This window comes from Yersinia antarctica (assembly GCF_056636475.1).
Genome location: NZ_JBSJQF010000001.1, coordinates 2,686,250 through 2,712,821 on the forward strand (window position 1 = coordinate 2,686,250; position 26,572 = coordinate 2,712,821).

Here is a 26,572-nt window from a genome sequence, read left to right on the forward strand (position 1 = left end):
TTACATAAACATTAGTTTCGCTACGTTATTGGCGCAACTCTGTTCTCGCTTACCTGGCTGCAAATTAGATAATTAAGGAAGCAATAATGAAGAAAATCTTACTTATTTTAGGTGCGGTGATGGTACTACAGACAGCGCCAGTGCAAGGTGCAGGTACCGCCAGTGGAACACTAAACGCAACACTCAACATCATCGCCGGTTGTTACATCGATAATGGTCTCGGGAGTGGCAACTTAAGTAATCTGGGCACTGTAAATTTCGGCACAGTGAGCGACCTAACCGCACCTCTTAGCGTGACATTCAGTGGCACGACCAACGATTCACTTAAATTGCATTGCAGCAATAATACCGCTTATTCCATCGCAATAGATAATGGGCTGCATGACAACTCTGGGCAACGCCGACTGGCTGGCGGAACATCAGAATTCGTCAATTATAACCTTTACAGAGACAACGGTTTTCTTCAGCCATGGAATGCGACGCCAGTATCCGGCACGGTTGATGGAACGGGCACTGGGTTGGCCACCGCGATCCCACTGACTATTTATGCCCGCGTCCCTGTTCAAGCGACACCCAGTGTCGGCACCTATCTCGATACTGTTACCGTCACTGTTACCTGGTAATGGCAGGCCGCTTGTTTGCTCTGGCCGCCACTTGCAGCTTGTTACTGCTGCCACTTTTTCCCGTTGGGGCTATAACGAAAAATGCCAATATCACCGTCCGTGCCACGCTATTGCCCACTTGTACTGCGGGCACCATTGTTAATGGCGCAACCAGTTTTGGTACCCTGAATTTCGGCACTGTGGTGGCGTTAACTACTCCGATTGCCGTCGCCGGTCAGGGAAATAACGGTGCCATTTCCGTCCAATGCAGTAAGGGGACCAGTTTTAATGTGCTACTCAATGGCGGGCAGAGTGGTAGCACTGCCAGCCGTTATTTGGCCGGCGGCCCGTCAGGCCAGCATGTTAATTACAACCTGTATACCGATGCGGCACATAGCAAAGTTTGGGATAACCTGACTGGCATTTCCCAGATTGCTACCGGATCAGTGGTGGTCATTCCGGTTTATGGTCTGGTTTTTGCCCAACCGACCCCGGCGGTAGGGACTTATACCGACACCGTTCAGGTCACGGTGAATTGGTAAATATTATGGAGGATGCTGACAATGAAATATGCTTTATCTCAGTATAACCTCACCCGCGCCCTACTTATTTTAGTACTCAGCATAGCCGTTACCCATGCTGCCACCTCACCGGTATCTAAAAGTTTCACTGTCAATGCAATAGTGCAAACCGGCTGTAGCCTTGGGGGCGGAGCCACCGATACCAGCAACTTTGGCACATTGGATTTCGGCACCGTCTCTTCATTGGCAAACGCCACTAACGCAATATCTGGACTCAACTCAGGCAGTATCGTCCTCCAGTGCAGTGGTAATCCCACGGTCACACTGGCGCTTAATTCCGGGGCCAATACCTCAGGTAACATTTCTGCCGGCAGGCGCTTACTCAACAGCACAACGGGCGAATATTTGCTGTATCAAATATATCAAAACCCTGCCCGAACCCAGATCTGGGGGGATGGTGCCAATGGGGGATCGACACGTTTAGTGACCACCGATGGCACCCAGCAACAAGTCATTTTATATGCACAACTATTTGCCAGTAGTATGCAACCCAGCGCTGGCGTCTACACAGATACTTTATTAGTTACAGTTACTTATTGATTACTGGCACGATGCCGCAGGAGATTTCACTATGACGCCATTTAACCTACTATCTCGGGTAATATTGCTTTCGGCCACACTGACCAGTAGCCAACTGTATGCTGCGGCCTCCGTTCTGATCTGGCCCATTGACCCGATAATTTCAGACAATGATAAAGCCACTGCATTGTGGTTGGAAAATAAAGATAGTCAGCCTATCTATATGCAGATTCGGGTATTAGGTTGGCAGCAGGTCAACACCCAAGACGATTACACCCCGCAATCAAGAATCATCGCCAGCCCACCGGTTGCAACTATTCAACCCGGTAAGCGTCAACTGATTCGTTTAGTCAAAAACGCCCCCGTTCCCGCCGGGCAAGAACAAGCCTACCGCATATTAATTGATGAAATACCTTATAAGGACCCAAACGATAAAACCGCCCCCGCTGCCACTCAGTTAGGGCTGAAATTCCAAATGCGCTATTCCGTTCCCTTGTTTGTTTACGGCAGTGGTGTGCTGGCGGCATCTGATACCACGCCAGCCCCCGGTGTTATGCCGACGAAACTCAGTTATAGCGTGCATTCACAAGGCGAGAAACAATGGTTGAATATCACTAATCAGGGCGCTGTTCATGCACGGATTTCGCGGGTGACCCTGCAAGAGAAAGACATTAATAAAGGTTTACTCGGTTATGTGTTAGCCGGCGCAAAAATGAGTTTCCCGCTCAGCCCAACAGCCAGAACAGGAGAATTAAGCGCCATTATCAATAACAGCACCAAACCCATAGTCATCCCACACCAATAAGGTGTTCGCATACAGCAGATAAGGTGTGTTTAATAATAACCTAGGGTTGGGAATGACTATCAGATTCAAGCTGTCACCATTATTAATATTGATGTATGGCTCAGTGTTGTTGCCTCCACTCATCCCCTGGGAAGTTTGGGGGGATAATCTGCCGCCACCTATGGCAGCAATGCCCGACAGTACCTTATATCTTGAGTTAGTGGTCAATGACCGTAACTTTGGTGATGCTGTGCCAGTCATCTATCGCGGGGGACATTACTATCTTTCACCAGCACAGTTAAAAACCATCGGATTACCCTCTAGTGCTGAGGTTGCGGTTGATAAGATGGATAAGGTGGCCGTGAAATATGATGGAGAAAACCAACGGCTATTAATTGATGTTCCCAGCGAGTGGTTACCGAAACAGCAAATTAACTCTGCCGCAACCGATGATTTTAATCTTGCACAAAGTAGCCTGGGATTTTTATTAAATTATGATTTTTATGTCAGCCAGAACAGTGGTAACCCACAGTCAGGTAATGCCTCAGCCTGGAGCGAGCAACGTATTTTTGACCGTTTTGGTTTAATCAGTAATACCGGCGTTTATCGTACTAACTTTTCAGGTAATAACGGCGACACGGATAATAACGGCTATATTCGGTTTGATACCCAATGGCAGAGGAATGATGAAAAAAACCTGCTACGTTATACCGCAGGTGACCTGATCACTGGAGCCTTGCCCTGGAGTAGCGCGGTGCGCCTGGGTGGTGTTCAAATCGCGCGTAATTTTGCTATTCGCCCCGACCTTATTACCTATCCGATGCCGCAATTTGCCGGTCAAGCTGCGGTACCTAGCACTGTCGAACTGTATATTGATAACTTCAGAACACAATCAGCCAATATTAACCCCGGCCCTTTTGTTATCGATAATGCCCCTCGTATTAATGGTGCTGGCCAAGCGACTATTATTACAACCGATGCCCTCGGTAGACAAATCAGCACCTCAGTGCCATTTTATGTTGCCAGTTCACTGCTAAAACCCGGCATGTGGGATTTTAGCCTGTCAGCCGGTGCTTTACGCCGCAATTATGCCATCCGTTCTGCCGATTATGCTGATCCTGTCGCCAGTGGCGTGGTTCGTTATGGCACAACGTCTTGGTTGACACTAGAAGGCCGAGGGGATGCTGCCAAAGGCATGAATGTGGTAGGTGGCGGAGCCGGATTTCGACTGGGCCTATTTGGGGTACTGAATGGTGCCTACAGCATGAGTAGTACCTCTGCCGATGCATTTAGTGATGTCATCAGTCAACCAGCCACTGATATCAACAATTCAACCATTAATACCTCACAGGTTGCCATTAATACCCGTGGTGGTATCGGTAACCAGCGTTCATTAGGTTATACCTACAGTAATTCCTACTTTAATCTGAATGCTCAGCGCATTAGCCGCAGCGATAATTATGGCGATCTGGCTAATTACAAAAGCGACTTTCGTCTGAGCCGACGTACCGACCAGATAACCGGCAGTATCAGCCTTGGAAACTTAGGGACACTTGGATCTGGTTATTTCGATGTCAGGGATGCGCTCGGTGAGCGAACCCGGTTGGTCAATATCAGCTATAGCACCTCAATATTCCGTAATACCAGTATTTACCTCTCCCTCAATCGTGAGTTGGGGACCAAAGGTTACAACGCACAACTGATCTGGAGTATCCCGCTGGGTGAATGGGGATCAGCCAGCGCCAGCACCAGCCGTGATGTTGATAACCAGTGGTCCCAACGCGTGAATTATAGCCGGGCAGCTCCTTCTAATGGCGGACTGGGTTGGAATCTCGCTTATGCCAACGGCAACAGTGAAAATAGCAGTTACCAACAAGCAGATGTTATTTGGCGCACTCGGATAATGGAAAGTCGCGCCGGTGTTTATGGCAATAGTGATAACTATAATAGTTGGGGTGAATTAAGTGGCTCGCTGGTTATGATGAATGGCGGCGTTTATGCCAGTAATATGATTAACGATGCATTTGCCTTGGTATCAACCAATGGTTTTAGCAATATTCCGGTCAGTTACGAAAACCAACTGATTGGTACTACGAACAACAACGGATATATCTTGATTCCGACAGTTTCTTCATATTATCAGGCCAAATTCCAGATTGACCCCATGAATTTACCTGCCGATGTCATATTGCCAACAGTAGAGCGAAATTTAGCGATTAGCGAACGCAGTGGCTATTTAATTGATTTCCCCATAACACAGATTACCGCCGCAAATATCAGACTTACCGATAAATCCGGTCAAGACTTACCGAAAGGCAGCGCGATATATACCACGGGCGACACACCTAGCGGTTATGTCGGTTGGGATGGTATGGCTTATATTGAGCAAGCCACCCAGTTGAATAAACTCACCATCGTGCGGGCTGATAATGGCACCCGCTGCTACAGCCAATTCCAATTGAAAAATACTAAAGGGATACAAGATGCTGGTACAGCCATATGCCAATAATTGCCGTACCTGGCTATCGGCAACTTTATTTAAGGAGCAGCTAATGATATCGCTCACGACGCAAATTACCAGCAAGATACCTCGGCCATACAGGCTACCTTATTGGTTGGTTCTGTCTGTACTGTGGCTATTGTCTGTCAGCAGTGCCACCGCGTGCACTTTTGCTGCCGCAGAAGTAAAGCTGCCACAAAATTCATCGTTTAATGTCAATACCCTCCCCGAAAGTGCCAGTGGTATAACGGCACTTGGCTGTGATGGAACAGCGCTGAGCGTATTATCCACTCCCGTATTGAACAGCACCATCACCAGCACTGCTAATAATCTTAATCTTAAGAATGCCGCCGGCGACTTAATTCCTTATTCAATCTATTCTGACCCAGGCTACAACAATCCCATTATAGTCGGGGGGAATATTAACTATGCTAACAGCAATTTACTCACCATCGTGCTGGGGAAAATAAAAGCCAATTTACCTATCTATATCCGTACTGGCAGTAATAATGCCATTAACGTCAATATCAGTGCCGGCACTTATACCGATACTATCTCTTTGAACTGGAATTATGATTTATGCTCTGCCGTTATTGGCGTCTGTATCGGTGGCACATTCAAAGGAACGGCTTCATCAACAGTCACTGTCACATTGGTGGTCAACAACGATTGTGTCATAAACGCCGCGCCCAATGTCGATTTTGGTAGCTACGCGTTAATGTCACAATTTATTCCTGTAAATCAATTTATCACCGCTACCTGTACCAAGAACGCCACCTTCACTACCTACATAACAAATGGCGATAATTTCTCTGCCCCTTGGCCCCAAATGAAATTGCTCCCAGGGAGTGTTATACCTGCCCCCCCTACCGACTATTTACAGTATCAACTGTATCAGGGCTCGGGGTCGATTCCCTGGAATATAACCAACAAAAGATCAGATACCGCGACAGGCTCAGCTCAACAGATTCCTTATAAAGCAATGATCAATGCACAACAAACGCAAAGAACCGTTGGCACCTATCAGGACAATGTCAGTGTAGTGCTGGAATACTAGTGTGGTGCCGGAATACAGAGGAGGAGAAGCCATTAACTCGTTGTGTTTTATGCACTATTGGTCTTTTAACCTTTTATTTTTTTATGATTGAAATTTTTAGTTATTGTTTATTTATAAGAAAAATCCGATTGGACTGTACTAAATCTGTCCCTGTTATACAATCTGCGGGCTTAAATAATAGCCGACATATTTCTATCTAAGGAAAGCCGAGATTAAACAGGAGTGGACATCATGACTGACTACGATAATCGGGAAGAATCAGCTGACATTGGTCTGTTAAAAGAAATGAACAGCTTACGGGACATCATCGAGAATAATTCAGACTGGATCTGGGAAGTTGATGCTTCCGGCCGTTATACGTTTTCATCTGCAAAATCCATTGAGCTTCTTGGTCGCCTACCCCATGAGGTGGTCGGTAAAACGCCGTTTGACTTTATGCCTCAGGATGAAGCCAGCCGGGTAGGAAAGATATTTGCAGAGATTGCGGCTGCACGTATCCCTTTTGCCGGTTTGCAAAACCGTAATATTCGCGCTGATGGCAGCGAAGTCTTAGTTGAAACCAGTGGTATCCCACTGTTCGATGATAACGGCGAATTCAAAGGTTATCGAGGAATTGATCGAAACCTGAGCAATTTACCTTATGATGCGGGTAAACGCTTATTTGAGTTGGAATCGATTTATTCCAGTGCTCCGGCTGGTCTGTGCTTTATCGATACAACCCTGCGCTATGTTACTGTAAATGATTATCTGGCTGAACTTCTGGGTAAAAATACAGTAGAGATTAATGGGCGCAAAATTGCAGACTTCCTACCTGGCATTATTCCTATTTTGCAGAGTGCTCTGCTGAAAGCCTATTGCAATGACAGTATCCCCGATGCTGAGTTTCAGATGCCGGATAAAGCACGGGTGTTCTTTATGCGGATAAATGCCGCCAGATATCCCAGTGGTCAAGTGAGTGGGCTGTCCGTCGCGATGATCGATATTACGTCATTAAAAGAGATGGAAGAAAAGCTGCGCAGCAGTAAACAGCATTACCGCAATATGGTGGAGCTGAATCCGCAAATTCCCTGGACTGCATCCCCGGATGGCATGATTACCGATGTCAGTTCTCGCTTTGAAAAAATTACGGGATTAACCCGCGAAGAGGCGCTGGCAGATAAATGGCTGCGTACCATCCATTTAGATGATCGCCACCCCACCTTAATCAGTTGGGAACACTCCTTACAAACACAGCAGCCACTGGATGTTGAAATCCGCTTTTGTCATGTTGAAAAGGGATGGAACTGGATGCGAATCCGAGCAGTTCCCAGCGTAGATGACAATGGCGATGTGTTGTGTTGGTATGGAACCGCAGAAGATATCCATGAACGAAAATTGCTGGAACTTAAGCTGGTTAAAGCAAATCGACGTCTGGAAATTCAGGCCAGAACAGACTCACTGACTAAATTGCCTAATCGCCGGGCGTTCAAAAAAGTGCTGGCCCATGAATTTATGCGGGCAAAACGCTCAGACTCTCCGCTAGCAGTTTTAATGATTGATATTGATTACTTTAAGAACTTCAATGACTGCTATGGTCATATCTCTGGTGATGCCTGCTTACGGTTGGTCGCCAGGGCATTACGCAAATCACTAAAACGCAGCACCGATATTGTTGCTCGCTATGGTGGAGAAGAGTTTGCTGCTATTCTGCCAGATACCGATCAACAGGGCGCCAGCCTGGTGGCCGAGCATATATTGCAATCTATCCGTGCTATGGGAATTAAACACAATGACAGTAAATTCCGTAAAGTCACCATCAGCCTTGGTGTCACTGTTTATCAAGCCCATCAGCATAGTGGTATTACAGATCAAGCGGATTTAATGCTCGCGGCAGATCAAGCACTTTATTACTCGAAAAAGAATGGTCGTAACCAATTTAATTTGGCTGAACTCCCCTGCGAATGCAGCCATTAGGCTACTCTGACTAAACATACTCGGTATTAAATAATTAACACCCATCAGATTCGATGCGGATAGAATTTACGCCGAGGCGGTATTTTTTAGATGCGGCCTCTGGCACTTTTTTCTGACTCAGCTATTCTCAATAAGGCGACCAATCTGGTCATACCTCATACCACTTGGTAGGTAAGGAGTCTTTATGGGAAAAACCCTAGTAAAAATCAGAGATTTTGAAGTTGATGACGCAGAGTTATCTGCACCAGTGACAAAAGGCGAAAACACCCTCAGTATCCCCTGTAAATCGGATCCTGAATTGTGCATGCAGCTAGATGGGTGGGATGAACATACCAGCATTCCCGCAACGTTAGATGGGAAAGACCGGTTGCTTTTTAAGCAACATTACGATCGACATCAGGATGCTTGGGTAATGAGGGTAACGTGATTGTTGCAATAAGAAGATCCGTCAACCCATAGCTACAATTTATGAGTGACGGTTTCTTCTGTTGCGACTCGATAATATCTGTAGTGCAAAATCAATCAAATTACTGACCACTAGAAGCCAGCTATCAGAATTTTTCCAATACTTTGAACTGCATACAAATCAGCATCATTTCTGGGGAGAACAGCTCGTACTCCTCAAAAAAGCGCTGTTGCGTTTTACGCCAAAACGTCAGCGTTCGATCGCCCTCACCTTCAGCGACAGCATGGGCTTCATCAACCTGATCAAACGTTTTCAATTCTACGTCGGTCAACTCTATCGCACAAACCGGTTCATTGCGGCCATTGACCACAACAAAGATATCCCCCGCCTGCGGCACGCCATCTTCATCCAATGCCGCACAGGTCGCTGTTTTCGTACCGTTCAGTACTAATGCCAATACATCATCTGCCACTTGTTCAGTATCACCAAATGCCCAACGCTCGGCATCTTGATATTTTTGTGGGACTGTAGCCATAGTTTCATTATTCCTATTCGTCATCTTATTGATGCAGCGCATATTACACTTTATCTTAACTGGTACGAACTGACTAACTCTCGCATCAGCATAAATTTTCGCTACTATACCTAAAGTAACCAGCGTCGCAGTAAACAAATGAATTCCGCAGAGCTGACCCCGTCAGACATAATACTAAATTGAATAAGGACCCTATGGTGACCAAACGCTTGCATACGAAACATTGGAAAATGTTTGTGGTGTTACTCTGTATCTGTGGCGCATTAATGCTGCTGCGGTGGGCGTCGATGATTTTTGGCTGATATGACTACCGCTAGCGTTTGTCTTTAGGTAAAAATAAGCAACCACACTTTGGGCAAACCAAGGCCGTATTTTTGTGCACTTTTTCTGAGCTCTGCTCAGAGACTGCGCCACAATCTGGGCACTTGATCTTCACTTTTACACTGCTAACCAATCTTTTGACGCTATCAAGAAATGACATATGCTCGCCTCTCAGTTGTACAACCTCGTTAGATTACGTTAACCAACGGCAATAAACCGTGGAGTGGTCAGCGTTTACTCAGATTATCTGTACCGGGCCAGATTTTTGTTCACGAAAATAGCCGGTTTTGCAGGAGACAACGGAAAAAAAACAAGCGGAAAATGGAAAGTACGGGGAAATCATTCACCACGCAGCATGACTTGCATGCTTGGCGTAGTGATGTGGTAGACGGGTTATTGGAAACCTTTGGTCTGGGGTCAGTGATTCCATAATTCTTGGATCAACCCTCTGACCCGAACCTTGGAAGCACCAGCAACCAAACTGATAACACGGTTAGCACTCAACGTAGAAACGTCGGTATTCCATTCATCAAAAGAATGTTCTGCGTAACTATCGTTGAAAACTTTTTTTATCGAGGATTCAGCTTCGGACATCTCACTGAAACTCTTAGCGTTTATTAAGCACTGAGCAATGATTGAGACTTTTTTCATGTTTTATCCTTGATTATCGGTCGCATAGTGTAGCACAATTACACTCTCTCTGATCATATGCTGCTTAAATTGTTTTCAATTGAAGATAACGTTTTGATATTACAGCATATTAAACCAAGACTGACAGGCAAGATCTGGTCCTAACCTCATTGTTCAGTCACTCTAAAACCCTACTACGCGCTCAGAACTTACTTGAAAAGCATTCATCATTCTAAATCCACCCCAGCAGATTCATTATTTATTCACTATCAGTGCGTTTTTTAGTCAGCTCACATGCTATATTGTAGTGGCTTTGTCATGACAAAGACCTTATCTGTGTGAGTAATTGAGGTGCCGAATGATCAGCAATTTCTTTCTCTATTCACTATTTATTATCTATATCACCGCGGCGCTTATTGATGGCTCACTCCCACTGCTTGACCTAATGTAACCCAAGTACCAGCCTGACAATGGCATCAACACCAAAGTGCCCCCTCTAGTTACTGTGCATGGCAGCAGCATCTTGTAGTAAGGAGTTCATCTCAATGGTACCTGGTGGCCGTAGTGACCATTTTGGCCCCTGTAACGCCTCTGCATAACCCGCCTGATACAAACGCTCCATCTTGATGGGATCAAAAATCTCTGCGCCATTGGTATCAACATTTGATGGAATCGTTATCCAGTGGAATCCTGAATTTTCAGCCAAAGAGAATGCATAAATACGATACAAATCCCCGACCAATGCCGCTTTGCTGGTTGAGTCAAGAGTACGCATAGCGATATTACGCACCAACCGTGGGGTCGGTTCTGGTTGTGGGCCAAGCTGTCCATTATGGATGATATAAATATCTTCTTTACTGTCTGCCAGGCCCGCTCTGGTACGTACGACTTTTGAACTGTACACACCACCATTATAGAAGACCCGCGCCGCCACACCGCCGTCAACATGCATTTCATCGTAATGCTTACCCTGAGCCACCACATCAAAAAATACCGGTGAGAACGCGACAGGGACTGAAGAGGAAGCCAGCATCACCTTACGAAATAGCATTAAAGCTTCAGGAGTCCCTTTCATCGCAATCAGCCCCATGTTCCAGACAATAAATCTTTGCGAATCGAGATCCACCGTACCCATATACAACCGCCGACCATGCCGATGTGCCTGGGCGATTTCACTCATTAACTCAGGAGTAATATGCCCATCAATCAATTTAGACAACGGGCTGGTATCCGCTAATGATTCGCGGAAAAAGAGGCGAAATAATAGATTATCCAGATGGAAAATATCACGGGTGGTGGTGGTGGTATAAAAGTCATGTAATGCCTGGTCGTGATCACTCCCTAAAAAGGCGAAAGGTGCGATCAACGCGCCAGTGGAAACCCCACTGACCACCTTAAACACGGGGCGCTTACCTGTTTTCGTCCAGCCGTTCAAAAAACCAGCACCGAAGGCGCCATTTGGGCCACCACCAGATAATGCCAGATGGGGATAAACCAATGTTCCATCCGCGGCTCGGAACATCTCTTTCGATTCATCTTTATAAGATTGCAGTAAATCCGCTTCAAATATCGGGCTAATGTGCCCTGCCCCGGCACGGATATCCGGCATTCCAGGGATTTCGGCCGCTGGCATTAACTCCACTGGCACTGGATTTCTAGGTAATTGGCTACAGGCCACCAATAGAGAAACTCCGGTTAGCAACGCCATGGAACGAACTAATTCCCAGCTTATTATCATTATATGTCCTAGCAGATGCGGCCAAATATTACTGACTAAACGTAGACTAATTTGATGATAGTCTCACAAAATCATCCTGTCTGTTATGCCATTGTTGATGAGAAAGATGATACCAACAGTGTTGGCTTAACTTACTGTCAGGGCTGACAATTGGATGGGGAAAATGGTCTGGCGCGCGCACCATGCCGATTCGTTCCATCAATGCTTGTGAACGCAGGTTAATTAAAGCAGTAAATGAAACAATTTCAGCCAGTTTTAATTGATCGAAACCTACCGTCAATACTGCCAATGCAGCTTCCGTTGCCAGCCCTTGCCCCCAAAATGGAAAAGCAAAACGCCAGCCTATCTCGACACAAGGTGAAAAAGGTAATTTAACGGTAGGAATATGTAACCCCAATGCGCCGACAAACTGCCCGCTAGCTTTCAGCTCAACAGCCCACAACCCCCAGCCACACTGTGCTATCAATAATTGACAACGTGAAGCCATCATATCGCTTGCTTCACGTGTTAGAGGGGCTGGGAAAAATGCCATAACGCGAGGATCTGCGTTAAGCGCTGCAAAAGGTGCCCGGTCTGACGGGAGCCACTGCCGTAGCTGTAAACGCTCAGTTTCAAACTCAATAACGTTTTTCATTCTATCGAAGCTAATCCTACTTTGGTACAAGGTGAAGGATTGCCCCCACCCTCAATTTTTCTTACCTCTATTTCTGCGATAATGCTCGCCATTGCTGCACAGAAGGCCGCTGCCATTGGTAATTTGCATACTGACGAAGATACTCAGGTAAGTTGTCGCCATTCAGAACTAACCGGTTAAGCATCAGTGCCAAATCAGTATCTGCGATACACCATTCACTGAATAAATATCTTCTGCCATCCGACAGCAAACGCTCCAACCCCGAAATAAGTTTATTCGCCGCTTGTTGCGCGCTATCAGACAAAGGAGGCAGCCTTAACCCAGAAAAGACCACTTCAGTTGGCCGTTCAGTGCGGACCGGCATAAAATCACTGCGCAGCCATGCCTGTATTTCACGCGCTCTGGCACGCTCTTGCCTATCTTGCGGATACAACCGAGCGTAATCTGGCGCCGGGAAACGCTCGTCCAAATATTCAGCAATAGCTGAAGACTCAGAGAGTTGAAAATCATCGATAACCAGTGTCGGCACCCGACGTGTCGCCGACAGACGGGCATAAGCCTGTTGCAGATTCTCCCCAGCAGACAAATTAATGACGCTTAATGAGAAAGGCAGTGCTTTTTCTGTCAATGATACGAATACCGACATCACATAAGGACTAAAAAAATCTGAATCGGTATACAACGTAATAGTTTGCTGGCTCATCGAAACCCCGACTGATTATCACTAAGTAGATTGACGTTAATCGGTTTTAGCCAGATTGAATAGCAGCTTCTGCAAAAAAATATTATCGCTAATAACGCCCTATTTTCTGTTTCAAAAACCGCAGATGATCTTTATATAGCAACATTGCACAGACGAAAGCCAAAGTAATGAAATCTAATCCGCAGGTTGTTGGTCATCTAAAATTGTCAGCAGAATATCCGCATCCGGGGTTGTTATATGCTTCCCTTCGAGAAAACCAGCGAGTTTAGCCTCTGCATCATGTTCATACACTTCATAACCTGTGATTCGATAGCCCGGTACGCCATCCTGGCGGCGAATATACTCATCACCATCAATGTAGTACTCAACAACACCACTGGCATCTTCAATCTCATAACGTTTATCAAAAGGGAACTGTTTCATTACTCATCCTAAAAAAACAACATAGCTCTATGATGCCAATTTATAGCTGTTTTAGGAAGTGTTCGGCGTACCGTCTTCCCCACTAGCGCTCAACAACGTTGCTTTAGCAATGAGAAAGGTTGCCCTGTTAATCAGGCAACCTTTATTACTTTTTATCTATTTTTTTAGACTTAAAATAACTGAATTAACTAATAATGGTCACTTCTTAAACTTTAAAGAAAGCAGTGCATTCTTGCCAACATCCATATATTTGTCAGCTAAAGCTTCAGTCGTGTTAAACGTAGCAATAACTAGTTTCCCATCAATCGTAGTGAGCAACATCACATTCTTGATGGTTCCATCAGCAGCCGGGGTATCCATAGTGATGATATAAGCTTTACGCCCATCAACATCCTTCTCTTCCAGAGTCGGCTTGAATGGCGCAAATTGTTTCTTCATCATATTAACAACTTCAGCGAGCTTGCCATCGGGTATGGCACTATTGCTATCGCTGAATGCGAAGGACACACTGCCCTGTTCAACGGAATAGGCTTCTTGTGGTGCATTCTGCTGAGGGTATTTAGTTGCCAGCATTTCTTTAGACATTAAAGTGAATTCAGCTGGCATCTCAATGTAAGCTTTGCCACCAAAAACTTTAGTGCCTGTTGGTTCAGGTTCAGAACAACCGGCAAGAACAACGACCATAGCAAATAATAGGAAAACACTTTTTTTTAACAAAATAGACACCCCAGAATAAAATGAATGTAGACTCTGGCTAATAATAGCCAGACCCTGTTTTTGATAATAATTTATTGCCGTTGAATTATATCCACTGGTATTCTTTTTAGTCCATTTAGATCATCCAAGATATGTCCTAATTAATTATTCCCTTTTATCATAAATAAAATTAGAAACACGATTACTATCAATGATAAGGAAAAAGCAACGAATATCATATGCAATAAACACCCCCATTTACTTAATCAGAGCAATGTCACCTTGGCGTAATCCACCCTTATTTATTGCTTAAGAAAGTAAATAAGATGATACAGATGTTGTTAGTTAGTTATATTTACTCTTGCAATAAATCGGGACATTGAGCTCATTTTTTCATCTTCTCCCTCACTAAGAATCAGCTAGCTGGAACAATTTTTACGTGTTACAGACGTGAAAATAAATGCAATTAAGGTAAACTGAGACGCCTAAGTAAGGGGATAGAATGAGTAGTGAAATATTTCTTGCGGTGCTGGGCGCGGCACTGTTACATGCTTGCTGGAACGCTCTTGTTAAATTTGGCAATGATCGTTTTGTCGCTATCTCTTTGATGGCAATTTTCTCCGGAGTGATTTCACTGTTCGGTATTTTTTTGTGGCGTTACCCTCGCTGAGCGCGCTTCCTTGGTTACTGTTGTCGGTTGCTTTTCACACAGGTTATTGCCTGTTTCTGAGTAAAGCTTATGAACAAGCCGAGTTTGGTCAAATCTATCCTATCGCACGTGGCGTTGCCCCCCTGTTAAGTGCTCTGCTCTCTTGGTTAATCTTGTCGGAAATCCCCAGGTCGTTAGCCTTAGTAGGGGCGGCTATTTTAGTCTCCGGTGTCATCATGATGACATTTGATGGCCGACGTGGCCCTGACAAAGTCAATGGCAGGGCTATTATCTATGCCTTAATTACTGCGACTTTTACTGCCTGTTACACCCTATCTGATGGGGCTGGTAGCCGCGCCAGCATTGAACCACTTAGTTATATTTTTTGGTTGTTTATGTGCAACGGCATAGCCATGTTTGCATTACTTTGGATAATGCACCGCAATGTGGTTTTTCGTCAAATACGCCAACACTGGCGACACGGCGTGATTGGTGGTGCGATGCAATTACTGGCTTATGGCATTGTCATTTGGGCCATGAAAAGCACGCCAATCGCCCTCGTTGCCGCTCTACGTGAAACCAGTGTCTTGTTCGCCATGATAATCTCAATCTGGATGCTAAAAGAGAAACCATCGATGTTACGACTCATCGCCAGTGCCATTATTCTGATGGGGGTAGCAGTAACTAAACTTGGCTAATACTTAACCAAAAAATGTAAACTCCATTTCTTAGAAAAGGAGAGCACTACTTCTTCAGCAAACGCGCTATACTCATATAAATCCTATAAATAAGGAGAATATATGCTCATAGGATTTGTTTTATTGGTTAGCACCTGCGGTATGGATGCTTGCGAGGCACTGCCCGTGACCGATGATGTGTATACAACACGCCACGAATGCATGGCTGTAGCTACTCGTCTTCATGAACGCAGACCTGATGTAGTTTTGATTTGCGGTGAAGTATACCGCCAGCCTGACAGCGATCAATCTCATTGAGGGTTTCACTGTATTAATTCGATCTGCTGAACATCTGTTCCGATATTATTTTTAATATTAGAGGATGTGCTTTATTTCCTACATTTAATCTGTAAGAAATTGGCAAGTTAACAAAAAAACAACCAATGTGACGTTAACCACATTCGCCAATCATTAATGCTAATCACCAAAATAAAGTGTTAAATGGCCTGCTGAGTTAAATGTAATATCACAGAAAACCATTGATAAACACACTGCTGATATTAGTTTCCTGACTAAACTACCGAACCAATGATATAAAATATTAACATACTAGATATCACCACAACCACGATATTGTTAATGAACAAAGCAAACATCACACTGAATAGTGCGCCCCATAAATAGGGATTATCCGAGAATGAGCGTAGTGCACCATCCTGAAATAGATAATTGCCCCACAAATTGTGGTTAATAAACAGGGTGTGGCGTACTTAAGTGCCTGGGCGAACTTCCCTCAATAGCACAGAGGGACGATTGACCATCGGAACAACAATTGAAGCGAAGGTGGCAATAATGGAGAAATCTAGCTGCAAGCGGGCAAGATCAGGCATCATTGTGCCACTACAGGCTATTGTTTTCTCTTACCCGAACAATTAGAGCACATTTTATCGGAACAGTAATAAATATCAGGCAAGCTACCACCAGCCCGATCCCCACCCACCCCGTAATAGGCAGTCTTTCTCCCACGATAATCACTGCCAATATGGCAGCAATAACAGGCTCGATGAGGGTAATAGTCGTCGCCATACTTGCCGTTATACGAGCCAGCCCATATCCATAGCAAATATAGCCAAGAAACATCGGGACCAACGCCATATAGGCACCCACTGCCGCATTACTCCAAGATTCCAGCAGCGGGGCTCCAGTCATAAGGAGTACTGGCATTAGTAAAATGCCGCCAAGACCAAAAATCGCCCCCATCGCGGTGCGAGAAGGAAGTCCTCGCTGCATCAAACGGCGAGCAGCCCACGAATACAGCGCATAAGTAAAACCAGCAAGAAGGCCTAGAATTACTCCTATCGTGACATTGGGTGACTGAACCAGAGTGCCGTGCCCCCCACTTTCAGCCATACAAAGCAACACCATGCCTGCAATGCCAAGAGCAGCCCCCAACATCCAGCGAGTCGTCAACCGCTCGCCCTCCAAGACATATTCAATCAGAGCAGATAACAGAGGGGCAGAACCAATAGAAATGACAGTCCCGACAGTGACACCCGCTAAATGCATAGAGGCATAGAATGCCAGCGGATAGATGGCAACAGCAATGACCCCTATCAGCAGTAAACGCCACTGTTGAAGGAGTTTATCTACATAACTAATGATACTCCCAGCGGCTATCATCGCCTGGAGTAGCCCCCCTAGCCCCATCGCAACAGCGCCTATGGCAACAGCACTAACCGCAGGAGCAAATGTTGCCGCCGTTCCTGTGGTTCCCCACAAGATGGCCGCAATCAATACTCCCACCCTGCCCATCATGCGATCTCTTGGCGTGACAGTCATAGCGACTCCATCATTTCGGCGGCCATTGTCATTGCCTGACGAACGCACTCACCATTCCCTTCCAAGCCTGCGCGAGACATACTCCCCTCGAGTAAAAATGAAAAGTGCCTGGCCATCCGTATGGCACGTTGTTCATCACCAGAGAGAAGCACACAAAGATGTTCAGTCAAAATCGACTCTACCTGCTCCTTGTGCCCGCGCACTGCCTGTCTGCCCGGGGCGCCCGCGGGCAGTTCAGCCGCGGCATTCAATAGTCCGCACCCTCTGAATCCACGTTCATAGGCAAATTCAGCATGGTCTGCATAAGCAAGAAAAACAGCCATCACGCTCTCTTTTGGACTCGCCGTTTGTTGCAGACGATTAGCGTACAGTGCGAGCCACTCTTCATGACGAATCTGTAAGTAAGTAGCAACAAGTTCTGCTTTGGACTCAAAGTTGTTGTAGAGACTTTTCTTGGCAACACCAGCCCTTTTAACAATGGCATCAATACCCGTTGCCGCAATGCCATCGTTATAGAACAACACCCTTGCAGCACTCAGCAGCCGATCTCGGGCACTTTCTGATAATTCGCGTGAGGACATGGCCAATTTCTTCCTGTTTTGGATAATTATAGGTATACCAGTCTACCTACTATTATTGTGACGTCAATACGAGCAAGAAAGTATGCTCTATATTAAATATTGGGAACTAATGCCGTACTCAGGCCATAGCGTCAGGTTTGACAGGACATGAGGAAAAAGACTGATGATTGGTTTCACACCGGGTGTTTCATCAATATAAACTCGGCTATTGCCGAGTTTATATGCTTGAGTACTGAGACCGATGATAATTATGTGAGCTTAGCGCCCTTTCTTCTTACGTCCGGGCTGGGTAAAGCGCTTGCGGGAAGCTGAGTTACCATCGGGTTTTTCGGCCTTTTTCGCCCCACTAACACTCGGTTTTTTATCTGCCACGGGCTTAGCCTTGGCTTTTTTCACCGGTTTTTCGTCAGATGATGAGTTTTCAATCAGCTTAAATAACTCGATTAGCTCATCATCAGTCAAATCTCGCCACTCACCCATTGGCAGTCCTTTCAGGGTGACGTTCATGATACGAGTGCGCTCAAGCTTGGTGACTTCATAGCCAAAATGTTTACACATACGGCGAATTTGACGGTTAAGCCCTTGCACCAGCGTGATATTAAATACAAAGGTCGCGACTTTATTCACTTTGCATTTTTTGGTCACGGTTCCCATCATCGGTACACCAGCACCCAGACCGAGAATAAACTCGTCAGTCACCGGTTTGTTGACCGTAACCACGTACTCTTTTTCGTGGTCGTTCCCGGCGCGCAGGATTTTGTTAACCAAATCACCGTGATTCGTCAAAAAAATCAACCCCTGCGAGTCTTTGTCCAAACGTCCGATAGGGAAGACTCGTTTACTGTGATTAACGAAATCAACGATGTTATCGTTTTCCCCCTCTTCGGTGGTGCTTATGATGCCAACCGGTTTATTCAGTGCGATCAGCACCAAGTCGTTTTCGTCACGCGGTTCGATAAGCTGACCGTTAACTTTGACTACATCCCCGCCATATACTTGATCGCCAACAGCGGCCCGTTTGCCATTAATAAAAACATGTCCTTGTTCAATATAACGATCGGCATCACGACGAGAACAGATACCGCTCTCGCTAATATATTTGTTAAGACGAGTGGATGAGTTGGTCAGCATAAATCTTCCGTAAAAATAAGATTATATCACGTTAGGCTATGAAGCCGGCAGAGCAGCTTAGCAGAGAGAATGCAAAGTCATAAAGACGATTTCGAAGGATATGATGGCCGGTGGCAATATCATCGTGCTGCAACACATCCTCGGCCATTCAGATATTCGGGTCACCATGCGCTACTCTCACGTCGCGGCAGACCACCTGCAAGACGCTATTCACTCAACCCATTAGCCCGATTTAAGCATGGCGACAAAGTGGCGATAGGGATGAAATAACAAGTAACGAGGGGTGATGGTAGTCCTATTAAGCAATTGATATCATCTCAAAAAACACCTTCCATTACCTTACTTCCCTAGTCTTTAAATTCATATAGTTAACTGCTAATTCGGAACCATTCGTAAAAATTTCGATACGTTTAATGCGTTCGGGTTGTGTTCTGTAGCAAGGTACGAACAAGCCTGACTGTCAGCTATGAGCGAGAAGCGGACATTCACGGCCATCAATCTAGCTACTTAATAGCTGTGATATATGGTCAAACTTGCGGAGATTGTTCTTGGTGGTTATCCTCTTTCACCGATTTAAACTTCAGTTGCTATCACTCCTGCATCTTAACGACCACTTTTCCTTTCGCATGTCCCTGAGCAAGATAGGCAAGAGCCTCCTTCGCCTCTGCAAAGGGAAACACCTTATCGATCAGAGGATTGAGTTGTTCAGCTTCTATGAGTTTGCCAATTTGGGTAAGCTGATCGCCATCAGGACGGACAAAAAGAAATGAATAGCTCAGGCCCCGTTTTTTCGTAAGACGCATAATCTTGCGGCTCATCAGCCCGAAAACTAAACGCAGGAGGAAGTTTAATCCCCGCGCCTGGGCGAACGCGGCATCTAACGGGCCGATGAGAGAAACAATCTTTCCCCCAGACTTAAGAATTTGGGTGGATTTTTCAATTAAATCGCCTCTTACAGTGCCGAGAACAATATCGTAGCCGCTCAACACCTTTTCAAATTCTTGTTTCTTATAATCAACCACTTCGTCTGCGCCAAGACGACTCACCCACTCGACGTTGCCTGAACTCGTTGTCGTTCCCACCTTTGCGCCAAGGTGCTTCGCCAGTTGGATAGCAAAACTGCCAATGCCCCCGGAACCTGCCGGGATGAAAACCTTCTGACCAGGCCGCAACTTAGCCCGCTCTGTCAGCGCTTGCCAGGATGTAAGGCTCACCATCGGCAAAGAAGCAGCCTGAACGAAATCCAGATTTGAGGGTTTCATTGCTGCGGCGCTTTCAGGCACCACTGCAAATTCGGCAAGAGATCCCGTTCCCCTGTCGAAAATACTGGCAAAGATTTCGTCACCTGGAGTGAAACGCGTCACACGACTCCCCACGGCAACAACAACCCCGGACAAGTCGCTGCCCAATGTGGCGGGAAGCTTAAAATGCAAAACCGGCTTAAATATTCCGGTTGGGATCATGTTATCTATCGGGTTCAGACCAGCCGCGTAAACTTTAACCAGGATTTCATCAGCATTAATTGCAGGATAACCGACGTCATCCAATCCTGATTCAGGGGATTTACCATAGTGTTTAAATGTAAATGCTTTCATCGTCTTAGTCTTCATTTGTCGTTTACCCTGTCGCGTTTGTGAGTGAAATTTTTCTTAGCGGATCTGTTGCTGAGTAAAAAGGCAATCCCCAGGAATAGCTCGATAAACACGGCAAAAAGGATCTGCCCGTTAACGTGTCCTTCGCGCCATTCAACTATGCCCATTACGGCTAAAATAATAGATATCGTGCTGATACCGGCGGCCAGCGCGTAGCGGGTCAGTGACGGCTCTGCATTTCTGGCGAATAAACACATCACCCCTATTCCCGCAAAAAATGCGGCAGAGCGACGACTCACGACTCCTGTACCACTCGTAGATTCAATTCCCCATTGAGTTAAGAGCTGTTCCGGGAAAAACATCCATACTGTGGCCAGGATGAAAAATAACACTGAGGTCAGAATAGCCAGTTGAGAAAATTTCATTTTTATTCTTTCGCATCAAGCTGAAGACTTTTGCGTACCACCTTATCCAGGAATGATGCAGGCGCGAATCTGAGAATAAAATTCAATTTTCCTGCCTGCGCTCCCGCCGTGTAGCGTACCTTCGGATGTAAAGTCTGAGCCGCTTTAACAACCACATCAGCCACAACCTCCGGACTTTCCGCTTCGGCCATTGCCTTGCTCACCACTTTCGCCAGCTTAGCCCGGATCAGGTCATAATCTTCAAGCTTGGCATCCGGTTCTAAGTTATTGGCTTCAAACTGCGTTTTCGTATAGGCAGGTTCGATGACGGAAACTCTGATGCCCTGCGTGCGCAGTTCATGATCCAGTGCCCCCGTATATCCTTCGACCGCATGCTTACTGGCCGCATAAAGTGCCACATACGGCAACGGAACAATCCCCAGTATCGAACCGATGTTAATGATGCGCCCACTGCCCTGACGACGCATATGAGGGATCACTGCCCGCGTCAACCTGACTATGCCCAGAAAGTTGGTGTCGAAAATACGCCTGGCCTGTTCGATAGAACTTTCTTCCGCAGCCGCCGGAGCGACCCCGAAGCCCGCATTGTTCACCAGAATATCGATCCGCCCCTCCAGACGCAGCAACTCCTCAATAGCAGCCTCGACAGAGGTATCGTCCGTCACATCAAGCGTCAATAACGGAAACGGATGCATACCCGCCAGAGGTCCACGTCGGCTTGTCCCATATACCGTATAACCGGCTGCTAAGAGTTTATAAGCAGACGCTTCACCAATACCTGAGGAAGCGCCGGTAACCAGTGCTACACGTTTTTTTGTCATGCTGAATAAGGCCTTCATGATTTTTTTGATGTTTCTCATCACTGATGAGACGACAGGTTGTAAGGGATTTATGTCGGATTTACCTCTGTGCAGAACAGCCGGAAGACCGTTCTGCACAGTGCACCTCATTGATTACAGTGCTTTATATCGTTCGGCGGCTTCATCTTGTTTGATGTCTGAAAGCAGAGCCTGACGTGAAGCATCGAGGGTGTCCCAGCGGGCGGCATTATGTAAAGGCGGGATGGTGACCAGTTCACGGCGATCAAAGCCCACCAGTGCGGCATCCACTAACTCGCCCACTTCCATGAATTTTGCCGAATTACTGATGTCGATACCCGCACGATCCCAAATTTCCGTGTAAGTGCCGGCAGGGAGCACCGCCTGGATATAAATGCCCTTAGATGACAGCTCTACATTCATTCCCTGAGACAGGAAAAGAACAAAGGCTTTGGTTGCGCCGTAAACCGTCATGGCAAATTCAGGAGCGAGTCCGACGATGGAACTGATATTGACGATCGAGCCTTCTCCGGCTTTTACAAATCGTGGAGCCACCGCACTGGCAAGTCTCGTCAGTGCGGTGACGTTAAGCGCGATAAGGCTTTCTACCGAATCTGGCGTTTGCTCTGTAAAACTGCCGGACTGCGCGATACCCGCGTTATTGATAAGAATGCCAATCTGCGCGTCTTCACGCAGGCGGGCTTCGACCACGGCTAAATCACTCGTTTGCGTAAGGTCGGCAGGCAGAACATCGACAGAAATATCATTTTCTTGTCGCAGACGCTCGGCAAGTGTCTCTAACTTTGCTTTGTCGCGCGCGACCAGAACCAGGTCGTGGCCCCGGCGGGCAAACCGTTCAGCGTAAACAGCACCAATACCCGTGGATGCGCCTGTAATGAGAACTGAAGCTTTAGTCATAAGTTGATCTTCTTTGTTAATATGTAAACAGAATTCGCAATGTGCGACCCAGGTAGAACCGTGACACCGATGCTTTACTTGCTAGCCTCAGCAAGCGAGGGGTAATCGGTATATCCCGCTGCGCCACCGCCATAAAGTGTGTCAGGGTTGAGTGAGGCCAGAGGGGCGCCCGTATTGAGCCTTTCGACCAGATCCGGGTTGGAGATGAACGGGCGACCAAACGCGAACAGATCGGCTTTGCCCTGCGCAAGTTGAGTGGACGCCAACGCCAGGTCATAGCCATTGTTGCCGATGTAGGTGTTTTTAAAGCGCCGGCGCAGGGAGTCGTAATCGAACGGTGATACATCACGCGGGCCGCCCGTAGCACCTTCAACCACATGGATGTACACGATACCTAATGCATCGAGTTGTTCAGCGAGGTAATCATATTGTGGCTGCGGATCACTGCACGCAATCGCATTAGCAGGCGAAACCGGTGAAATGCGCACGCCGGTACGATCAGCACCAATCTCCTCTTTTACGGCCGCCGTGACTTCTAACAGCAGGCGCGCACGATTTTCGACAGAGCCGCCGTATTCATCAGTACGCTGATTTGCACCATCTTTGAGGAACTGTTCCAGTAGATAACCATTAGCGCCGTGGATCTCTACGCCGTCAAATCCGGCGGCAATGGCATTGGCCGATGCCTTTCTGAAATCGTCGATAATCCCCGGTATTTCCTGCAACTCCAGCGCACGTGGCTCAGAGACGTCAGCAAAACCGTTGTTCACAAAGGTTTTAGTCTCAGCACGAATGGCAGACGGTGCGACCGGTGCAGCGCCATCAGGCTGTAAATCGACATGCGAGATCCGTCCTACGTGCCATAGCTGTACAAATATGCGCCCACCTCTGGAATGAACCGCGTCAGTCACTTTGCGCCAACCTTCGATTTGAGCCTGCGTGTAGATCCCCGGCGTATCCTGATAGCCCTGCGCCTGAGCTGAGATCTGCGTGGCTTCGGTAATCAACAATCCTGCTGTGGCACGTTGGGCGTAGTAGGTCGCCGCCAGTTCGCCGGGTACCAAGCCTGCTCCTGCTCGGTTACGCGTCAGTGGTGCCATTACGATATGGTTGGCAAGTGTTATTGTCCCAAGATCATAGGGTTGAAATAAGGTCTGGTTCGTCATGTTTATTCGCCTGCTAAGTGGTTGGTAGAGACATTAATATAATGATGATGATCATAATCTATAAAGTCAATTGGTTTGATTATGATCATCATCAATGTATACTTAAACCCTACTTTTGAGAGGGGCAGGAAAGCATGAAAGTGTCGAAAGAGCAGGTTCGGGAAAACCGAATCCGCATTGTTGAAACGGCCTCAGAACTTTTTCGTGAGCGCGGTTACGATGGCGTGGGCGTCGCGGAACTGATGTCAGCGGCAGGCTTAACCCACGGTGGGTTCTACAAGCACTTTGGCTCTAAGGCTGATCTGATGGCGGAGGCAATGAGCTGCGGTTTTACGCGATCCGCCGAAAGCACGGCAGGTGTAAACCGGGAAAAATTTGTTGAATACTATCTCTCCCGACAACATCGCGATGACATGGGAAAGGGGTGTGTGATGTCGGCACTGGGCACCGATACAGCCCGTCAATCTGAGTCAATCAAGGCGACATATGCGGCCGGAATTGAACGTCAGCTGGCCGTTTTAGGAAATGAAAATAATGGGGAAGGCGGAACGCGTGCTGAACTCATCGACACCATTGCACATCTTGTTGGTGCCTTGGTGCTGTCCCGTGCCTGCCCAGATGATTCCGCTCTGGCAGATGAGATTCTGGATGTGTGCCGCACACGTCTTCTCAGTCAGGATGCACGTAAGGATTGAATTTGCCGGGCAACAGGGAATTTTTTCTGAGCAGTGCATATTAATAAAGTATCCACGTCCGCTTCTGGCACAGAGCAGCCGAAGCAACATCAGGGGACTGCTATGAGCGAGGAGCGGAAGTTGGCCTTACACCGCATTGATGTATAACTGTGTTTGTAAGTGCGCTGTAGTAGCGACTATCTACGCTTTTCAAGGCTGTCCATGAAAATCCCAGCGCGATGACCCCATTACGTCGTAGACGTGCTGATCCGTAAATGGTGGGAATAATGTACGTTTAGAAGCTTCCACTAAAGCATGACAATAACCTTCATCGCCGCTCTTTATGATGAAATTTTGTAGGGTACCATCAATTTTGAAATCGAGGTGTGCATCACATCTTTTACCACCCCAAGCATGGGGCTCAATGAGGGCTGCATCAAGTGCTTTTTTGATACCCAAGGCCTGGTAACCAAAAAGGTCTTTATCTGATACCTTCCCAGAACGGTTGTAGGTGCAAGAGTTAAGTGCGCTATTTTTATGACAATCTTTAGGAGTTAGTGGTGCGCATCCTGTAACAGTTGCCGCCAGTATCATCAACATCAATATTTTAGTCATGCCTAAATCCGTCCATGGTGATTTGCATTAAGTTGTGCTTGCAAATAGTAGTTTGGGTTATTATACCATTCAATCGCCCCATTCCCGAACGAAACGCAACAAACCATCATGCGTTATGCAGCGAGTAGATACTCTAAAAATACCTCATTCGGTGAGCTGTATTCCAGAGATTTGCGCCCCCGAGTGTTGAGGATGTGCTCCAGTCTCGCAATATCTTCATCGCTGACGCCATTAAAATCGGTTCCTTTCGGATAAAACCGCCGTATCAGACCGTTGGTATGCTCATTCAACCCCCGCTCCCAGGAATGATAAGGCCGGGCAAAGTAAACCTTTGCGCCCGTTACCTGAGTGATGTCCTTATGTTTCGCAAACTCGGGTCCGTTATCTGCCGTCAGGGTTTTAAACTCGCAGAAAGTATTCGCCACGATGTCCCTGAACGCTTCCACGACGCTCTCAGCGCACTTATTGGGGAGTTTACGGATAATGACCTGCTTTGTGGCTTTGTCCACGACCGTCAGCAGGAATGACTTCTGGTCTTTGCCAAAAATCGTATCGATTTCAACATGCCCGGGAACCTGTTTGAGTTCAGCCTCAGCAGGCCTGTGCTCAATGCCAACCCTGTCCGGGATGGGCGTGCGTCCGGGCTCACCCGTATCATAGCGATAGCGTTTACCCCGGTGAGGGAGCTGAAGGTAAAGCTTACCGCCAGCCTGTCTGTCCGAACGGATATAGCGGTAGAGGGTATTTTTGCTGACGGCGATATCAAACTGGATTTTCAGTCTCCCACAGATAACCTCAGGGGAGGTATGTACAGCCAGCGCCTGCCGGAGAAAGTCTTGTGTCTGCTGGCCCAGAGGGACACAGGCATTGTGTGCCGAGGTGGCGCCCCGCCGTTGTCTGGCTAAGGCATCAGCGCGTCTGGAGGAGTAAAGTCCGTTGAAGGCGGGGTCCGTATTACGTCTGAGCTCCCGGCTCAGCGTAGAGCGAGAGACGCCGAGCTCTCTGGCAATGCAGGACTGATTAACGCCTTCAGCTTTTCGTTTTTCGATGTAAAAGCGCTCATGCTGAGTCAAATGTTTTCCCTTCATGCAACAGGGTCTCCGACAGGGTCAATACGGCTATTTTATCCGTACCTGACCGGTGGGTCACTTTGTTGCATTTCGTTTGGGAATTGGCGATCTAGTCCGTGACCTGCCCCCTAATTTTTAACGCAACGCGATGTTAGCGACGTCCATATGTACTCTTTCAAAACTGGTTACGTCAGCTTCTGGCACCAATGGGACGACAAGTCAGTACATTATGCCAGGAACTGGGGATAACCAGGCAAACGCTATACAGGCATATATTTCCTGATGGTCAGCTGCGTTCTGACGGAATAAAACCTCTCAACCGGAGTTAGACCAGT

At 46.8% G+C, this 26,572-nt stretch carries 30 protein-coding genes and 2 pseudogenes; 13 read left to right on the plus strand and 19 right to left on the minus strand.

From position 1 onward, the window contains the following. Positions 1-86: 86 nt before the first annotated feature. The 8 genes from ACWJJO_RS12415 to ACWJJO_RS12450 all read left to right on the plus strand — a co-directional run bounded on the left by ACWJJO_RS12415 (position 87) and on the right by ACWJJO_RS12450 (position 8,423). The gene (locus ACWJJO_RS12415; RefSeq protein ID WP_372559177.1) at positions 87-623 is read left to right on the plus strand and encodes a Csu type fimbrial protein; all 537 of its coding nucleotides are present in this window, start codon (positions 87-89) and stop codon (positions 621-623) included. After that, positions 623-1,144, plus strand: a complete 522-nt coding sequence (locus ACWJJO_RS12420) for a Csu type fimbrial protein (protein ID WP_372569249.1) — start codon at positions 623-625, stop codon at positions 1,142-1,144. The genes ACWJJO_RS12415 and ACWJJO_RS12420 overlap by 1 nt, the downstream gene beginning before the upstream one ends. A 21-nt stretch (positions 1,145-1,165) precedes the next feature. Beyond that, complete coding sequence (locus tag ACWJJO_RS12425; protein WP_083158651.1) at positions 1,166-1,723, plus strand: Csu type fimbrial protein; 558 nt, start codon at positions 1,166-1,168, stop codon at positions 1,721-1,723. Positions 1,724-1,754: 31 nt separating this feature from the next. Further along, positions 1,755-2,507 (plus strand): fimbrial biogenesis chaperone, encoded by a 753-nt coding sequence (locus tag ACWJJO_RS12430; protein WP_083158650.1) that lies wholly within the window; start codon positions 1,755-1,757, stop codon positions 2,505-2,507. Between the two features lie 52 nt (positions 2,508-2,559). After that, positions 2,560-4,995, plus strand: a complete 2,436-nt coding sequence (locus tag ACWJJO_RS12435) for a fimbria/pilus outer membrane usher protein (protein ID WP_083158649.1) — start codon at positions 2,560-2,562, stop codon at positions 4,993-4,995. 43 nt (positions 4,996-5,038) lie between these two features. Continuing rightward, the gene (locus tag ACWJJO_RS12440; protein ID WP_442848337.1) at positions 5,039-6,043 is read left to right on the plus strand and encodes a Csu type fimbrial protein; all 1,005 of its coding nucleotides are present in this window, start codon (positions 5,039-5,041) and stop codon (positions 6,041-6,043) included. Positions 6,044-6,274: 231 nt separating this feature from the next. Next, positions 6,275-7,996: a sensor domain-containing diguanylate cyclase gene (locus ACWJJO_RS12445; RefSeq protein ID WP_083158648.1), complete on the plus strand. Its 1,722-nt coding sequence runs from the start codon at positions 6,275-6,277 to the stop codon at positions 7,994-7,996. Between the two features lie 184 nt (positions 7,997-8,180). Then, positions 8,181-8,423, plus strand: coding sequence for a DUF1480 family protein (locus ACWJJO_RS12450; protein ID WP_481091070.1), 243 nt, complete (start codon positions 8,181-8,183; stop codon positions 8,421-8,423). A 124-nt stretch (positions 8,424-8,547) separates the two neighbouring features. On the opposite strand, the gene ACWJJO_RS12455 is transcribed toward ACWJJO_RS12450, so the two are convergent. After that, positions 8,548-8,937 carry an ASCH domain-containing protein gene (locus ACWJJO_RS12455; protein ID WP_481091071.1) on the minus strand — a complete coding sequence of 130 codons (390 nt, stop codon included), beginning with the start codon at positions 8,935-8,937 and terminating at the stop codon, positions 8,548-8,550. A gap of 194 nt (positions 8,938-9,131) precedes the next feature. Between ACWJJO_RS12455 and yniD the strand changes: the two genes are divergently transcribed. Then, positions 9,132-9,239: a small membrane protein YniD gene (gene yniD / locus ACWJJO_RS12460; protein WP_086018937.1), complete on the plus strand. Its 108-nt coding sequence runs from the start codon at positions 9,132-9,134 to the stop codon at positions 9,237-9,239. Between the two features lie 11 nt (positions 9,240-9,250). Here the strand turns inward: yniD and ACWJJO_RS12465 are convergent, their stop codons facing one another. From ACWJJO_RS12465 to ACWJJO_RS12495, 7 genes are all read right to left on the minus strand, one after another. After that, positions 9,251-9,418: a YnfU family zinc-binding protein gene (locus ACWJJO_RS12465; protein WP_227746530.1), complete on the minus strand. Its 168-nt coding sequence runs from the start codon at positions 9,416-9,418 to the stop codon at positions 9,251-9,253. A 257-nt stretch (positions 9,419-9,675) separates the two neighbouring features. Continuing rightward, complete coding sequence (locus tag ACWJJO_RS12470; protein WP_005182969.1) at positions 9,676-9,909, minus strand: hypothetical protein; 234 nt, start codon at positions 9,907-9,909, stop codon at positions 9,676-9,678. Positions 9,910-10,384: 475 nt separating this feature from the next. Then, the gene (locus ACWJJO_RS12475) at positions 10,385-11,626 is read right to left on the minus strand and encodes a patatin-like phospholipase family protein (protein WP_420073793.1); all 1,242 of its coding nucleotides are present in this window, start codon (positions 11,624-11,626) and stop codon (positions 10,385-10,387) included. A 46-nt stretch (positions 11,627-11,672) separates the two neighbouring features. Continuing rightward, positions 11,673-12,260, minus strand: a complete 588-nt coding sequence (locus ACWJJO_RS12480; RefSeq protein ID WP_083158644.1) for a GNAT family N-acetyltransferase — start codon at positions 12,258-12,260, stop codon at positions 11,673-11,675. A gap of 67 nt (positions 12,261-12,327) precedes the next feature. Further along, positions 12,328-12,963 (minus strand): glutathione transferase, encoded by a 636-nt coding sequence (gene yfcF, locus ACWJJO_RS12485; RefSeq protein WP_481091072.1) that lies wholly within the window; start codon positions 12,961-12,963, stop codon positions 12,328-12,330. A gap of 174 nt (positions 12,964-13,137) precedes the next feature. Further along, positions 13,138-13,386 carry a hypothetical protein gene (locus tag ACWJJO_RS12490; protein WP_083158642.1) on the minus strand — a complete coding sequence of 83 codons (249 nt, stop codon included), beginning with the start codon at positions 13,384-13,386 and terminating at the stop codon, positions 13,138-13,140. A gap of 198 nt (positions 13,387-13,584) precedes the next feature. Then, positions 13,585-14,103, minus strand: coding sequence for a hypothetical protein (locus ACWJJO_RS12495; RefSeq protein ID WP_083158641.1), 519 nt, complete (start codon positions 14,101-14,103; stop codon positions 13,585-13,587). Positions 14,104-14,584: 481 nt separating this feature from the next. Here ACWJJO_RS12495 and ACWJJO_RS12500 point away from each other — a divergent pair. Together ACWJJO_RS12500 and ACWJJO_RS12505 are read left to right on the plus strand one after the other, a co-directional pair. Then, positions 14,585-15,429 (plus strand): annotated as a pseudogene (locus ACWJJO_RS12500) (DMT family transporter). Between the two features lie 102 nt (positions 15,430-15,531). Next, positions 15,532-15,726, plus strand: coding sequence for a hypothetical protein (locus ACWJJO_RS12505; RefSeq protein WP_083158639.1), 195 nt, complete (start codon positions 15,532-15,534; stop codon positions 15,724-15,726). Between the two features lie 254 nt (positions 15,727-15,980). Here the strand turns inward: ACWJJO_RS12505 and ACWJJO_RS12510 are convergent, their stop codons facing one another. The 4 genes from ACWJJO_RS12510 to rluF all read right to left on the minus strand — a co-directional run bounded on the left by ACWJJO_RS12510 (position 15,981) and on the right by rluF (position 18,959). Continuing rightward, complete coding sequence (locus ACWJJO_RS12510; protein WP_372569252.1) at positions 15,981-16,148, minus strand: AzlD domain-containing protein; 168 nt, start codon at positions 16,146-16,148, stop codon at positions 15,981-15,983. A gap of 160 nt (positions 16,149-16,308) precedes the next feature. Beyond that, positions 16,309-17,223, minus strand: a complete 915-nt coding sequence (locus tag ACWJJO_RS12515; protein ID WP_481091073.1) for a DMT family transporter — start codon at positions 17,221-17,223, stop codon at positions 16,309-16,311. Between the two features lie 20 nt (positions 17,224-17,243). Then, positions 17,244-17,828, minus strand: coding sequence for a TetR/AcrR family transcriptional regulator (locus ACWJJO_RS12520; protein WP_083158637.1), 585 nt, complete (start codon positions 17,826-17,828; stop codon positions 17,244-17,246). Between the two features lie 258 nt (positions 17,829-18,086). Next, the gene (rluF, locus tag ACWJJO_RS12525) at positions 18,087-18,959 is read right to left on the minus strand and encodes a 23S rRNA pseudouridine(2604) synthase RluF (protein WP_083158636.1); all 873 of its coding nucleotides are present in this window, start codon (positions 18,957-18,959) and stop codon (positions 18,087-18,089) included. Positions 18,960-19,059: 100 nt separating this feature from the next. Between rluF and ACWJJO_RS12530 the strand changes: the two are divergent. Next, positions 19,060-19,229: pseudogene (locus ACWJJO_RS12530) on the plus strand (site-specific integrase); the annotation flags it as partial. A gap of 320 nt (positions 19,230-19,549) precedes the next feature. On the opposite strand, the gene ACWJJO_RS12535 reads toward ACWJJO_RS12530, so the two are convergent. The 5 genes from ACWJJO_RS12535 to ACWJJO_RS12555 all read right to left on the minus strand — a co-directional run bounded on the left by ACWJJO_RS12535 (position 19,550) and on the right by ACWJJO_RS12555 (position 23,878). Continuing rightward, on the minus strand, positions 19,550-20,569 hold the full coding sequence (locus ACWJJO_RS12535) for an NADP-dependent oxidoreductase (protein WP_372569254.1): 1,020 nt from the start codon (positions 20,567-20,569) through the stop codon (positions 19,550-19,552). Beyond that, positions 20,566-20,976 (minus strand): hypothetical protein, encoded by a 411-nt coding sequence (locus ACWJJO_RS12540; RefSeq protein ID WP_372569255.1) that lies wholly within the window; start codon positions 20,974-20,976, stop codon positions 20,566-20,568. The genes ACWJJO_RS12535 and ACWJJO_RS12540 overlap by 4 nt, the downstream gene beginning before the upstream one ends. 2 nt (positions 20,977-20,978) lie before the next feature. Next, entirely contained in the window at positions 20,979-21,797 is an 819-nt protein-coding gene (locus tag ACWJJO_RS12545) for an oxidoreductase (RefSeq protein ID WP_481091588.1), read from the minus strand. A gap of 132 nt (positions 21,798-21,929) precedes the next feature. Beyond that, a complete protein-coding gene (locus tag ACWJJO_RS12550; RefSeq protein WP_057621277.1) occupies positions 21,930-22,712 on the minus strand; it encodes an SDR family NAD(P)-dependent oxidoreductase in 783 nt (260 codons plus the stop codon). A gap of 74 nt (positions 22,713-22,786) precedes the next feature. Beyond that, on the minus strand, positions 22,787-23,878 hold the full coding sequence (locus ACWJJO_RS12555; protein ID WP_057621276.1) for an alkene reductase: 1,092 nt from the start codon (positions 23,876-23,878) through the stop codon (positions 22,787-22,789). A 134-nt stretch (positions 23,879-24,012) separates the two neighbouring features. Between ACWJJO_RS12555 and ACWJJO_RS12560 the strand changes: the two genes are divergently transcribed. After that, on the plus strand, positions 24,013-24,573 hold the full coding sequence (locus tag ACWJJO_RS12560) for a TetR/AcrR family transcriptional regulator (RefSeq protein WP_420073567.1): 561 nt from the start codon (positions 24,013-24,015) through the stop codon (positions 24,571-24,573). 189 nt (positions 24,574-24,762) lie between these two features. Here the strand turns inward: ACWJJO_RS12560 and ACWJJO_RS12565 are convergent, their stop codons facing one another. Next, positions 24,763-25,167: a cell envelope integrity TolA C-terminal domain-containing protein gene (locus ACWJJO_RS12565; RefSeq protein ID WP_083158633.1), complete on the minus strand. Its 405-nt coding sequence runs from the start codon at positions 25,165-25,167 to the stop codon at positions 24,763-24,765. 113 nt (positions 25,168-25,280) lie between these two features. Then, positions 25,281-26,255: an IS30 family transposase gene (locus ACWJJO_RS12570; protein ID WP_481090692.1), complete on the minus strand. Its 975-nt coding sequence runs from the start codon at positions 26,253-26,255 to the stop codon at positions 25,281-25,283. Positions 26,256-26,572: the final 317 nt, after the last annotated feature.

Excerpts from the sequence above, each read along its gene's own strand:
- ACWJJO_RS12520 (WP_083158637.1), bottom strand. The coding sequence starts at position 17,828 with ATGTCCTCACGCGAATTATCAGAAAGTGCCCGAGATCGGCTGCTGAGT.
- ACWJJO_RS12550 (WP_057621277.1), bottom strand. The coding sequence starts at position 22,712 with ATGACTAAAGCTTCAGTTCTCATTACAGGCGCATCCACGGGTATTGGT.
- ACWJJO_RS12515 (WP_481091073.1), bottom strand. The coding sequence starts at position 17,223 with ATGATGGGCAGGGTGGGAGTATTGATTGCGGCCATCTTGTGGGGAACC.
- ACWJJO_RS12505 (WP_083158639.1), top strand. The coding sequence starts at position 15,532 with ATGCTCATAGGATTTGTTTTATTGGTTAGCACCTGCGGTATGGATGCT.
- ACWJJO_RS12570 (WP_481090692.1), bottom strand. The coding sequence starts at position 26,255 with ATGAAGGGAAAACATTTGACTCAGCATGAGCGCTTTTACATCGAAAAA.
- rluF (WP_083158636.1), bottom strand. The coding sequence starts at position 18,959 with ATGCTGACCAACTCATCCACTCGTCTTAACAAATATATTAGCGAGAGC.
- yniD (WP_086018937.1), top strand. The coding sequence starts at position 9,132 with ATGGTGACCAAACGCTTGCATACGAAACATTGGAAAATGTTTGTGGTG.
- ACWJJO_RS12450 (WP_481091070.1), top strand. The coding sequence starts at position 8,181 with ATGGGAAAAACCCTAGTAAAAATCAGAGATTTTGAAGTTGATGACGCA.
- ACWJJO_RS12420 (WP_372569249.1), top strand. The coding sequence starts at position 623 with ATGGCAGGCCGCTTGTTTGCTCTGGCCGCCACTTGCAGCTTGTTACTG.
- ACWJJO_RS12545 (WP_481091588.1), bottom strand. The coding sequence starts at position 21,797 with ATGACAAAAAAACGTGTAGCACTGGTTACCGGCGCTTCCTCAGGTATT.
- ACWJJO_RS12465 (WP_227746530.1), bottom strand. The coding sequence starts at position 9,418 with ATGTCATTTCTTGATAGCGTCAAAAGATTGGTTAGCAGTGTAAAAGTG.
- ACWJJO_RS12445 (WP_083158648.1), top strand. The coding sequence starts at position 6,275 with ATGACTGACTACGATAATCGGGAAGAATCAGCTGACATTGGTCTGTTA.
- ACWJJO_RS12470 (WP_005182969.1), bottom strand. The coding sequence starts at position 9,909 with ATGAAAAAAGTCTCAATCATTGCTCAGTGCTTAATAAACGCTAAGAGT.
- ACWJJO_RS12490 (WP_083158642.1), bottom strand. The coding sequence starts at position 13,386 with ATGAAACAGTTCCCTTTTGATAAACGTTATGAGATTGAAGATGCCAGT.
- yfcF (WP_481091072.1), bottom strand. The coding sequence starts at position 12,963 with ATGAGCCAGCAAACTATTACGTTGTATACCGATTCAGATTTTTTTAGT.
- ACWJJO_RS12425 (WP_083158651.1), top strand. The coding sequence starts at position 1,166 with ATGAAATATGCTTTATCTCAGTATAACCTCACCCGCGCCCTACTTATT.
- ACWJJO_RS12565 (WP_083158633.1), bottom strand. The coding sequence starts at position 25,167 with ATGACTAAAATATTGATGTTGATGATACTGGCGGCAACTGTTACAGGA.
- ACWJJO_RS12430 (WP_083158650.1), top strand. The coding sequence starts at position 1,755 with ATGACGCCATTTAACCTACTATCTCGGGTAATATTGCTTTCGGCCACA.
- ACWJJO_RS12540 (WP_372569255.1), bottom strand. The coding sequence starts at position 20,976 with ATGAAATTTTCTCAACTGGCTATTCTGACCTCAGTGTTATTTTTCATC.
- ACWJJO_RS12440 (WP_442848337.1), top strand. The coding sequence starts at position 5,039 with ATGATATCGCTCACGACGCAAATTACCAGCAAGATACCTCGGCCATAC.
- ACWJJO_RS12480 (WP_083158644.1), bottom strand. The coding sequence starts at position 12,260 with ATGAAAAACGTTATTGAGTTTGAAACTGAGCGTTTACAGCTACGGCAG.
- ACWJJO_RS12475 (WP_420073793.1), bottom strand. The coding sequence starts at position 11,626 with ATGATAATAAGCTGGGAATTAGTTCGTTCCATGGCGTTGCTAACCGGA.
- ACWJJO_RS12560 (WP_420073567.1), top strand. The coding sequence starts at position 24,013 with ATGAAAGTGTCGAAAGAGCAGGTTCGGGAAAACCGAATCCGCATTGTT.
- ACWJJO_RS12455 (WP_481091071.1), bottom strand. The coding sequence starts at position 8,937 with ATGGCTACAGTCCCACAAAAATATCAAGATGCCGAGCGTTGGGCATTT.
- ACWJJO_RS12555 (WP_057621276.1), bottom strand. The coding sequence starts at position 23,878 with ATGACGAACCAGACCTTATTTCAACCCTATGATCTTGGGACAATAACA.
- ACWJJO_RS12415 (WP_372559177.1), top strand. The coding sequence starts at position 87 with ATGAAGAAAATCTTACTTATTTTAGGTGCGGTGATGGTACTACAGACA.
- ACWJJO_RS12535 (WP_372569254.1), bottom strand. The coding sequence starts at position 20,569 with ATGAAGACTAAGACGATGAAAGCATTTACATTTAAACACTATGGTAAA.
- ACWJJO_RS12435 (WP_083158649.1), top strand. The coding sequence starts at position 2,560 with ATGACTATCAGATTCAAGCTGTCACCATTATTAATATTGATGTATGGC.